The sequence below is a fragment of the Thiobacillus sp. genome, from assembly GCF_013693775.1.
In the GTDB taxonomy this organism is placed as follows: Bacteria; Pseudomonadota; Gammaproteobacteria; order Burkholderiales; family Thiobacillaceae; genus Thiobacillus.
In genome coordinates, this window is record NZ_CP059257.1 from 267,072 (window position 1) to 278,222 (window position 11,151).

6 protein-coding genes and 3 pseudogenes are annotated in these 11,151 nt (G+C 62.6%); 7 read left to right on the forward strand and 2 right to left on the reverse strand.

What is annotated here, in order from left to right; all coding sequences use genetic code 11:
- Positions 1-37 precede the first annotated feature (37 nt).
- The 4 genes and pseudogenes from HZY77_RS01310 to HZY77_RS01325 all read left to right on the forward strand — a co-directional run bounded on the left by HZY77_RS01310 (position 38) and on the right by HZY77_RS01325 (position 6,851).
- A complete protein-coding gene (locus HZY77_RS01310; protein ID WP_296817980.1) occupies positions 38-2,194 on the forward strand; it encodes an ABC transporter substrate-binding protein in 2,157 nt (718 codons plus the stop codon).
- Positions 2,194-3,171, forward strand: coding sequence for an ABC transporter permease (locus tag HZY77_RS01315; RefSeq protein ID WP_296817982.1), 978 nt, complete (start codon positions 2,194-2,196; stop codon positions 3,169-3,171). The genes HZY77_RS01310 and HZY77_RS01315 overlap by 1 nt, the downstream gene beginning before the upstream one ends.
- Positions 3,168-4,587, forward strand: a pseudogene (locus tag HZY77_RS01320) (ABC transporter permease). Before HZY77_RS01315 ends, HZY77_RS01320 begins: the two are co-directional and overlap by 4 nt.
- Positions 4,584-6,851 carry an ABC transporter ATP-binding protein gene (locus HZY77_RS01325; protein WP_296817985.1) on the forward strand — a complete coding sequence of 756 codons (2,268 nt, stop codon included), beginning with the start codon at positions 4,584-4,586 and terminating at the stop codon, positions 6,849-6,851. The pseudogene HZY77_RS01320 and the gene HZY77_RS01325 overlap by 4 nt, the downstream one beginning before the upstream one ends.
- On the opposite strand, the gene HZY77_RS01330 is transcribed toward HZY77_RS01325, so the two are convergent.
- Positions 6,780-8,339: a LysM peptidoglycan-binding domain-containing protein gene (locus tag HZY77_RS01330; protein ID WP_296817988.1), complete on the reverse strand. Its 1,560-nt coding sequence runs from the start codon at positions 8,337-8,339 to the stop codon at positions 6,780-6,782. The genes HZY77_RS01325 and HZY77_RS01330 overlap by 72 nt on opposite strands.
- Before the next feature lie 72 nt (positions 8,340-8,411).
- Entirely contained in the window at positions 8,412-9,182 is a 771-nt protein-coding gene (gloB, locus tag HZY77_RS01335; RefSeq protein ID WP_296817990.1) for a hydroxyacylglutathione hydrolase, read from the reverse strand.
- Positions 9,183-9,211: 29 nt separating this feature from the next.
- Between gloB and HZY77_RS01340 the strand changes: the two genes are divergently transcribed.
- From HZY77_RS01340 to dnaQ, 3 genes and pseudogenes are all read left to right on the forward strand, one after another.
- Complete coding sequence (locus tag HZY77_RS01340; RefSeq protein ID WP_296636094.1) at positions 9,212-9,949, forward strand: methyltransferase domain-containing protein; 738 nt, start codon at positions 9,212-9,214, stop codon at positions 9,947-9,949.
- Positions 9,939-10,384 (forward strand): annotated as a pseudogene (rnhA, locus tag HZY77_RS01345) (ribonuclease HI). Before HZY77_RS01340 ends, rnhA begins: the two are co-directional and overlap by 11 nt.
- Before the next feature lie 11 nt (positions 10,385-10,395).
- Positions 10,396-11,099 (forward strand): annotated as a pseudogene (dnaQ, locus tag HZY77_RS01350) (DNA polymerase III subunit epsilon).
- Positions 11,100-11,151 lie beyond the last annotated feature (52 nt).

The following is an 11,151-nucleotide window of genomic DNA, read 5'->3' on the forward strand; positions in this document are numbered from 1 at the left end:
AGCTGACGTTGACGGCGCGCTTGGGTACACTGGCGCCATGGTGCGTATCGGGGCAATTTTATTGAGGATCAGCTTGCTGGGGATAGGCCTGCTGGCAGGCTGCTCCGACAGCTGGAACAATCCCTACCCCGACACCGATGCGCACGCCAATGTGTTGTACAGCGCGTTTTCCGAACGCCCCAAACATCTCGATCCGGCCCGTTCTTACAGTTCGAACGAAGCCGAATTTACCGGGCAGATTTACGAACCGCCCCTGCAGTACCATTTTCTCAAGCGCCCGTATACGCTGATCCCGCTGACGGCCGAGGCCGTGCCCAAGCCGCGCTATTTCGACGCGGCCGGCCAGCCGCTTGCCGATGATGCACCCGCCACAGCCATCGCCGAAAGCGTGTACGAGATTCGGATCCGTCCTGGCATCCGCTATCAACCGCACCCGGCATTTGCACGGGATTCCATGGGCCGCTTTCTCTATCATGCGCTGGACGTGGCCGCGCTGAAGGACAAGACGCAGATCAGCGACTTTCCGCAGACAGGCACCCGCGAACTCGTTGCGGCCGACTATGTCTACCAGATCAAGCGGCTGGCGAATCCCCGCTTGAGCTCACCTATTTTTGGGCTGATGTCGGAACACATCGTTGGCCTGAAAGCGCTCGGCGACACGTTGGAGAAGGTATCCAGGGCGCATCCCGGCATGGAGCTGAACTTGAATGATTTTCCGCTGGCGGGTGCGGAAGTGGTGGATCGCTATACGTATCGAATTCACATCAAGGGAAAATACCCGCAGTTCATCTATTGGCTGGCGATGCCGTTNTTTGCGCCTGTTCCGTGGGAGGCCGACGCCTTCTACGCGCAGCCGGGTATGGCGGACAACAACCTGACCCTGGACTGGCAGCCGGTCGGGACCGGCCCTTACTACCTGTCAGAGAATGATCCCAACCGCCGCATGGTGTTGACGAAGAATCCCTACTATCACGGCGAAACCTATCCCGAGGACGGTGATGCGGCGGATCGCCAAGCGGGTCTGCTGGCGGACGCGGGCAAGCCGCTGCCGTTCGTGGACAAGGCTGTGTTCAGTCTGGAAAAGGAAACCATCCCTTACTGGAGCAAGTTTCTGCAGGGCTATTACGACAGTTCCGGTATCAGCTCGGACAGCTTCGACCAAGCCGTGCAGTTCTCGGCAGGTGGTGATCCACGGCTGACCGACAGCATGCGCGAGAAGGGTATCCATCTCGTTACTGCGGTAGCGGCTTCGATCTGGTACGTGGGCTTCAACATGCTCGATCCGGTGGTGGGCGGTCANGGGGAGGATCGTCGCAAACTGAGGCAGGCAATTTCCATCGCGTTCGACTACGACGAATTCATTTCCATTTTCCTGAACGGCCGAGGTATTCCGGCACAGGGACCGATCCCGCCCGGGCTGTTCGGATACGTCGATGGCGTGGCAGGGCTGAATCCGTATGTGTACGAGGCGCATGGCAGCAAGATCGTCAGACGTCCCCTAGAGATGGCGAAGAAGCTGCTGGCCGAGGCGGGGTATCCCAATGGCCGCAACGCCAAAACCGGCGAGCCGCTGGTGCTCTATTTCGACACCATGGCAAGCGGCCCCGATACCAAGTCGCGGCTCGACTGGATGAAGAAGCAGCTCGACAAGCTCAATGTGCAGCTGGTCGTGCGCGGCACCGATTACAACCGTTTCCAGGACAAGATGCGCAAGGGCAACGCGCAGTTGTTCGAATGGGGCTGGAATGCCGATTATCCCGATCCGGAAAATTTCTTCTTCCTGCTGTATGGGCCGAACAAGAAAGTGGCCACCGGCGGCGAGAACGCAGCCAACTACGACAATCCCGAATTCAACCGCCTGTTCGAGCGCATGAAGGATATGGACAACGGCCCCGAGCGCCAGCAGGTGATCAATGCCATGCTCGAGATCGTGCGCCGCGATGCNCCCTGGATTTTTGCCTACTATCCAAAATCCTTCGGCTTGCGCCATGATTGGGTCCATAACGTCAAGCCCAACCTGATGGCCAACAATACGCTCAAGTACCGGCGTATCGACCCGGATCTGCGTGCCGCCCGGCGTGCAGAATGGAACCGTCCCGTGCTGTGGCCGATCCTGCTGCTGGTCGGCGGCGTGGTTGCACTCATTGCGCCGGCAGTGGTCGTCTGGCGCCGGCGCGAAAGGACGACTGCCTGATGTTCGCCTACATCCTGCGCCGTCTCCTCTATGCGATCCCGATCCTGATCGGGGTCAACCTGCTGACCTTCGCCCTGTTCTTCGTCGTCAATACGCCGGACGACATGGCGCGGCTGCAGCTGGGCGCCAAGCACGTGACGCAGGATGCGATCGAGCGCTGGAAGGTCGAACACGGCTACGACAAGCCGCTGCTGCTGAACGCCCAGGCGAGCGGCAGCGCGCGGTTCACCGACACGATCTTCTTCCAGCATTCGGTGTCGATGTTCGCGTTCAAGTTCGGAAATGGGGACGACGGCCGCAACATCAGCAACGAAATCCGCACCCGCATGTGGCCGAGCCTGGCGATCGCGCTGCCGGTGTTCGTGATCGGCCTCCTGGTCAATATCACCTTTGCCTTGCTGATGGTGTTCTTCCGTACCACCTATCTCGATTTGTGGGGCGTGGTGCTGTGCGTGGTACTGATGTCGATTTCATTCCTGTTCTACATCATCACGGGGCAGTATTTCATCGCCAAGCTGTGGAACCTGCTGCCGATCTCGGGCTATGCGGGTGGAATCGACGGCTTCCGGTTCATCCTGCTGCCGGTGCTGGTCGGAGTGGTGGCGGGCATCGGTAGTGGATCGCGCTGGTACCGAACGATTTTTCTCGAGGAGATCGGCAAGGACTACGTCCGTACCGCACGTGCCAAGGGCCTGTCCGAGGTTCGGGTATTGTTCCGCCACGTGCTGAAGAACGGCATGATCCCGATCCTGACCGGCGCGGTGGTGGTGTTGCCGCTGCTGTTCATGGGCAGCCTCATCACCGAATCCTTCTTCGGCATTCCGGGGCTCGGCAGCTACACGATCGACGCGATCCAGGCCCAGGATTTCTCGGTGGTGCGCGCGATGGTGTTTCTGGGCTCNTTTCTCTATATCGTCGGCCTGATCCTGACCGACATTTCCTATTCGTGGGTGGATCCTCGGGTGCGGCTGCAATGAGCTTGGTCACATCCCATTTCGTCCCTGTCCTGCTGTGGACCGACGCGCTCATTTTCATGCTGCTGATCGTATCGCTGGCAGCAGTGTGGTGGATCCGCCGTCACGCGCACTTGCGCGCCCCTGGGCGGCCGTGGCGAGGCGCCCCATGGCGATGGGTGCGGCGCTGGTGCTGGCCGTGTTCGTAGTCATCGGTCTGCTCGACTCGCTGCATTACCGCGAACGACTGGACGACAGCCCGCCAGACAGGCCTCAATATTCGGTCGAAGTGTTGTCTGTGTTCGACGCATTGGCAGGCAGATTGCGTACGCAGCAGGAAAAACCTATTCCGCTCCGCTGGCGATGCACTTGTACGCCAAGGAGTTCACGGAGCGGGGCGGCGCCACTGTTCGGGATTACCCGCGTCTGAAATATGGCGGTGCGCATCTGAAGCAGGCCGACGAGTATGGACCGGACATCGTCCGGCGCATACTCGTCGGCCTGTTGCAGGGCCTGGCGGGCAGTCTGTTGCTGTTCGGCCTGCTTGCGGCTTGGCAGGCGCGGCATGAGCGGATGAGGCTCGGGGGCTGGTTGTCTGCCTGGGCAACGGGTCACCTCGGCTGGCCTGGGCGGACAGTCGTGATCGTGTTGACGCTGATGCTGATACTGGGGGCGGTGATGGCCCGTCTGGCCGCAGGCTATCATGTCTTCGGTACCGACAAGGTCGGACAGGATGTGCTCTACATCAGCCTCAAGAGCATCCGCACCGGCCTGGTGATCGGCACCCTCACCACGCTGGTCACACTGCCGCTGGCGATCGTGCTGGGGATTGCGGCAGGGTATTTCCGGGGCTGGGTGGACGACGTCATCCAGTATGTCTACACCGTGCTGAACTCCATTCCAGGCGTCCTGCTGATCGCGGCAGCGGTACTCATCGTACAGGTTGCCATCGAGGCCCACCCCGATCTGTTCGACACCGCGGCAGCGCGCGCCGATGTCCGCCTGCTGGCCCTGTGCGTCATCATGGGTGTGACCAGCTGGACCAGCCTGGCGCGCCTGTTGCGCGGCGAATCACTCAAGCTCAGGACGCTCGATTATGTCGAGGCGGCACGGGCGTTCGGCGTATCGCACGCACGCATCATCAGCCGCCACATTTTCCCCAACGTATTCCACCTCGTGCTGATTGCGATCGTACTGGACTTCTCGGGCCTGGTTCTGGCCGAGGCCGTGCTCTCCTATGTCGGTGTCGGTGTCGATCCTGCCATGTATAGCTGGGGCAACATGATCAACGGCGCGCGTCTCGAACTGGCGCGCGAGCCTGTCGTCTGGTGGCAGTTGGGCGCGGCTTTTGTCTTCATGTTCACCTTGGTGCTGGCCGCCAACCTGTTTGCCGATGGCGTGCGCGATGCATTCGACCCGCGCCTGGAGGAACGGCGGTGAGCCCGCTGTTGCGCGTCGACAAGCTGGTCACCGGTATCGGTGCCGCGCGCGTGGTCGATGGCGTGTCGTTCGACGTTGCGGCGGGCGAAACCTACGCTTTGCTGGGCGAGTCGGGCTGCGGCAAATCGATGACCGCTCTGTCGCTGATGCGGCTGTTGCCGGATGGCGGGCGCATCCTGTCGGGCCACGTGCAACTGGGCGAAACCGATGTACTGGCACTGCCCGAGCGCGACATGCGGCGCGTCCGCGGCGGGCGGATGGCGATGGTGTTTCAGGAGCCGATGCTGGCGCTGAATCCCGTCATCAAGGTGGGCGATCAGATCGGCGAGGCGTTGTCCTTGCATCAGGGCCTCGACGGACAGGCTGCGCGCGACGCTGCACGCGCACTGCTCGATTCGGTGGGTGTGCCGGATGCGGCACGGCGGCTCGATAGCTACCCGTTCGAACTTTCGGGCGGGTTGCGCCAGCGAATGATGATCGCCATGGCGCTGGCGGGCGAGCCCAGCCTGCTCATTGCCGACGAGCCGACGACGGCATTGGACGTGACCATCCAGGCCCAGGTGCTCGACGTGTTGCGCAACTTGCGTGCGAAGCGCCGGATGGGCATGCTGCTGATCACGCATGACCTCGGCGTGGTGGCCGAGAACGCCGACCGCGTGGGCGTGATGTATGCCGGCGAATTGCTGGAGGAGGGTACGCGCGACGCCTTCTTCACGGCGCCGCAGCATCCCTACAGTCGCATGCTGTTCGAGGCCTTGCCGCGAACGGGCGATGCCGGGCGGTTGACCACGATCGCCGGCCAAGTGCCCCGGCTTGACGCGCATTTACGCGGATGTCGGTTCGCACCGCGCTGTCCGTTTGCCATCGCACGTTGCCGCGCGGAGTCGCCCGGCTGGCAGGAATTGGATGGACAGCGAGTGCGCTGCCATCTGGCGGGCAGCTTGCCGGCGGGCAGCGTGCGCGAACGTGTCGCCCATCCCGTGGCGGAACATCCNCCGCAGCCGCTTCTGCAGGTGGAAGGGTTGAAGGTGTTTTTCCCGATCCGGCGCGGCTTGATCCAGCGTACGGTAGGACACGTGCGCGCCGTCGATGACGTGGACCTGACGATCCAGGCCGGCCGCACGCTGGCACTGGTGGGTGAATCGGGCTGCGGCAAGACGACGGTGGGCAAGGCCTTGCTGCGGCTGATCGAGCCGACTGCGGGCACCATCATGCTGGGCGGCGAGACCATCACCGCGAAGAATGCACCCGCGCTGCGACGGCAGGCACAGATGGTATTCCAGGATCCGTTCAGTTCGCTCAATCCGCGTATGCGGGTAGTGGACACCCTGCTCGAAGGCATGGACGCGCTGGGTGTGGGCGCGCGCGGCGAACGGCGCGGTGCCGTGGCTCGGCTGTTGAATCAGGTCGGCTTGCCGGACGATGCAGGCGGCCGTTATCCCCATGCATTCTCAGGCGGGCAGCGGCAGCGCATTGCGATCGCACGGGCGCTTGCCGTGTCGCCGCGGCTGGTGATCTGCGACGAGCCGACCAGTGCGCTCGACGTGTCGGTGCAGGCGCAGATACTGAATCTGCTGAAGGACCTGCAGGCCGATCTCGGCCTGGCCTATCTGTTCATCACGCACAATCTCGCCGTGGTGGAATATCTGGCGCACGATGTGGCGGTGATGTACCTCGGACGTATCGTCGAGCAAGGTCGGGCCGGTGCGGTGTTGCGCACGCCACGCCACCCTTATACGCAAGCGCTGGTTAGTGCGGTGCCGCGCATCGAGCCGCACACCGGGCAGACTATCGTTCGCCTGGCTGGCGACCAGCCTTCGCCGCTCAATCCGCCGGTCGGCTGCCATTTCCATCCGCGTTGTCCGCACGCCAGCGCCGTGTGCCGGCAAACCTATCCGGCGCGAACCGATCTGGGCGGGGACATTGGGTGCGGTGCCACTGGGTGGCAGCGCAGGATTAAGTTTTCTGGAGACGGAGTATCAATTGAGCAGCAGCAAACACAGTCGAAATTTCTGGCTTGGCAACGGCGTCCTGGCCGTGGCGATGCTTACCCTGATGTTCATGGGGCCGCTCTCCAATGCGCTGGGCATCTGGGCCGCCGTGATGTGGATGGTGCTGGCTGCGATCGGGGTGGCGCTGTTGATGTCGGACAAGTCCGACGAACCGCCTGCATCGGACTGAGCCGACGGTTCTCAGGGCGCCCTGACGATGACTGTCTGACCCGCGCGGACCGTGCTGTGTTTCCTGAAAGCAGGATTCCATAGCCTGAAATCCGCCAGGCTGATGTCGAAACGTCGGGCGATGGCGCTCAGGGTGTCGCCAGTCTGAACGATATACCGGCTCGGTATGGCGGGTTTCGCGATGTGGGTGGCGGAGTAGGCGACGGATTGGAGGGACGCCGTCATCTGGACCGGTTGCGTGGACGGCAGGCGCAGGGTCTGGCCGGCCGTGAGCCGGCCGTCAAGGCCGGGGTTGGCGTCGCCGAGTTCGGCGACGGTCAGACCGTAGTGGCGGGCAATGCTGTACAGGGTGTCGCCGCGCTGCACCACGAGTTGGGTCGGATTGGATACGGCAGGCAAGGGGCTCTCGGCGCTTGCGGCTGCCATGCCCCGTTTCCTGACCGGCACCAGAATGACCTGCTCGCGCACCAGCTTGCCGCGCTTCAGATGGAACTGGTTGTGTTCTTCGAGGCTGGCAAGACTGACGCCGAGGCGTCTGGCAATGGTCTCGGGACGTTCGCCTTNTTGCGCAGGGTAGGGCTGCCAGGAATCCCAGCTTCCGGTTTCCAGATTGCGCTGGAAGGTGTCGGTCTTGGCGACCGGCACCAGCAAGTTGACCGGTCCGGCCGAGCGGATGAGCTTGCGTGGGAAGGCCGCGTTCAACGCGGCGAATTCATCGCTGCTCATGCCCGCCAGTCGCGCAGCGGAGCGGATGTCCATGCTGGCGGAGGGAACGGTGACCTGCTTGAAATAGGGCTGGTTGGGCAGCGTGTCGATGGCGATGCCATAGCGTGCGGGATTGCTGATCAGGTTCCTGATGGCAAGAAGTTTGGGGACATAATGCCGGGTCTCGCTGGGCAGCGGCAGGCTGGCGTAATTGGTTGGCAAACCTTGCTGGACATTCTTCTCGATGGCGCGGGCGACGCAACCTTCCCCGCAGTTGTACGCAGCGAGCGCCAGTTCCCAGTCGCCGAAATCGAGATAGAGCTTGCCCAGGTAATCGAGCGCGGCCTCGGTGGCGGCGGTGAAATCGCGGCGGCCGTCGTACCAGGTATCCTGCCTGAGCCCATAGAGCCGGCCGGTGGACGGAATGAACTGCCAGATGCCGGAGGCTGCGGAAGGCGATTCCGCCATGGGATTGAACGCACTTTCGACCATTGGCAGCAAGGCGATTTCCATCGGCATTGCACGGCGGTCGACTTCCTGGACGATATGGAACAGGTAGCGGCGGGACCGATCGAGCATGCGGCGCACGTAATCCGGCCGTGCTGCGTACCAGGCTTCGTGATCGGCCACGAGCGGGTTGCGTGCCGCATCGTCGTCGATCTTGAACCCGCTGCGGATGCGCTGCCAGACGTCGTCCGGGCTGGCGGCTTCAGTGGNGGATACGTGATCGGAGGACGGGTCGTCGTCGGTATTGCTGTTCCACTCCAGTGTCTGGATGCCGGCGCCGGGTTCCGCCGCGTGCACCGGCAGGGAAGCGAACACCGCAAGGACGGCCAGACTGAGCAGATTTATTTTGAATTCGGCCAATTAATTTGATTCCGGGCAAGTCGGTTTCCCGTACTCAACAGGGCTCCATCGTAAGTGGCAGGATGGGGACGGTCAACCGTCCCACGCATCCTTGGCTGCCCGGATCGCGCCGAATACCTCGGCCGGCGTGGGGTGCGGTCGATCCAGATAGCGACTCGCGAAGGCCGTCATATCAGGGTCGTGGAAACGCAGGAAGGGATTGGTGCGCTTCTCCAGCTGCAGGGTCGAAGGCAACGTGGGCACATTGCGGGCGCGCAGGGCACGATCGGCACGCTCGCGTTCAAGCAGCGCCGGATTGGCGCCGTCGATGGTTTTGGCAAAGTCAATATTGCTCAGGGTGTATTCGTGCGCGCAGCAGACCCGGGTAGTATCGGGCAGCGCTAGAATGGCATCGAGGCTGGCAGCCATGATCGCGGGGCTGCCTTCGAACAGTTNTCCGCATCCGCATCCGAACACGGTGTCGCCGCAAAACAGGCTGCCGTGACCGACATAGCTGATGTGGTCGAGGGTGTGGCCCGGGGTGGCCAGCACGTCGAAATGTAAAAGCGGTTCGACGATATCGACCGAATCGCCGCCGTGCAGGATGCGGGTCACCGCCGGAATACGCGGGTTGTCCGGCGCATAGACGGGGCAGTTATAGCGTTGACGCAGCAGGACGTTGCCGCCAGTATGGTCGCGATGATGATGGGTGATCAGAATGGCGGTCAGGGTGAGGCGATGGGCATCGAGGAAGGCGATCAACGGAACGGGATCGCCCGGGTCGACAGCGACGGCATGATGGCCGTCGTGCCAGATCCAGATGTAATTGTCCTCGAACGCGGGCAGGGGAATGAGAGTCAACATGATGGGGCAACCTGGCGGGAGAAACGACTATGTTATCCAAGCTGAATGCGGGATGGTTTGAAACGCCGCTCGGACAGCACTTGCTGTTTCGGGAACAACGCTATTTCGACCAGGCGGTGTCGGACGTGTTCGGCTTCAATGCGGTGCAGGTTGGCCTGCCGCAGATCGATTTCCTGCGCAACAGCCGGATCCCGCTGCGTGTGACATGTGCGGTCGAAGCNCCCGGACGGGTGCAGGCCGATCCCATGTTCCTGCCGTTCGAGAGCCAGTCGCTCGATCTGCTGCTGCTGCCCCATGTGCTGGAATTCAGTTCCAACCCGCACCAGGTGCTGCGCGAGGCCGAGCGGGTACTGCGCCCGGAGGGCCGGCTGGTGCTGGCCGGATTCAATCCGCGCAGCCTGTGGGGACTGGCGCGCAAGCTGCAGGGCGGCGAACGCGGCTATCCATGGAATGGCAGCTTTCTGAACATTTCGCGAGTGAAGGACTGGATGGTGTTGCTGGGACTCGAGGTGGCGGCGGGCAGCATGTGCTGCTACCGTCCGCCGGTCAACCGCGAGAACTGGCTGCGACGTCTGCGTTTCATGGAGCCGGCCGGCGACCGCTGGTGGGCCATGGGCGGCGGCGTCTATTTCCTGCAGGCGGTCAAGCGGGTGCAGGGCATGAACATCATCCTGCCGCAGTGGACGACGCCGGTGGCGCAGCGCTTGCTGTCGCCCGCGGCCAAGGTGGTCAATCTCAAACAGTATCGGGTCCGTCGTGAACGCTGACACCATTTTTATCTACAGCGATGGCGCCTGCAAGGGCAATCCGGGCGTCGGCGGCTGGGGCGCCCTGCTGGTGGCGGGGGACACCGCAAGGAGATCAGCGGCGGGGAGGCCAACACCACCAACAACCGCATGGAAATGACCGCGGTGATCCGGGCGCTGGAATCGTTGAAGCGGCCCTCCACGGTCGAAGTCCATACCGATTCGCAATATGTGCAAAAAGGCATCAGCGAATGGATGCCGGGCTGGAAGCGGCGCAATTGGCGTACCGCCGACGGCAAGCCGGTGAAAAACCAGGACCTGTGGCTGCAATTGGATGCGTTGAGCCAACTGCATCGCATCGAATGGAAATGGGTACGCGGCCATGCGGGCCATCCCGAGAACGAACGCGCCGATGCACTGGCCAATCTGGGCGTGCTGCAGGCACAACAACACTGAATATCGGAATCATGCGGCAAATCATTCTCGATACTGAAACCACCGGCCTCGATCCCAACCAGGGCCATCGCATCATCGAGGTGGCGGCCGTTGAAATGGTCAACCGCCGGCTCACCGGCAACCATCTGCACCGTTATGTGAACCCGGATCGCGACATCGACGCCGGCGCCATGCAGGTGCACGGCATCACGCCGGAATTCCTGCAGGACAAGCCGCGTTTCGCCGATATCGCGCAGGAGTTCGTCGATTTCATCCGGGGCGCGGAACTCATTATCCACAACGCCCCTTTCGATGTCGGCTTCCTCAACATGGAACTGCGCTTACTCGAAATGCCGCTGCTGACCACCTGGTGCGACGGCGTGACCGACACACTGGCGATGGCCAAGGCCCTGCATCCCGGTCAGCGCAACAATCTGGACGCCTTGTGCAAACGCTATGGCGTCGACAATACCGCGCGTACGCTGCACGGCGCCTTGCTCGACTGCGAGTTGCTGGCAGCGGTTTACCTGGCACTGACGCGCGGCCAGGAAAGCTTGTCGATCGGGCTGGAAGTGCGCGGCGAACGGGTTGCTCAGGCTGCCGCGCGGGTACGTCCCAAGCCTATTCTGTTGCAGGCGAGCAGCGAAGAGTTGGCTGCACACGCACGCCTGCTCGAAGCCATCGCCGGGGAAAGCAAAGGGCATGCCTGTGGGCTGAAGGGCAGGAGGGGATTTGACGTTTCCCGGGCGGGCGACCCGATGGCGTGCGCTCCAGCGTATCGTTCGACT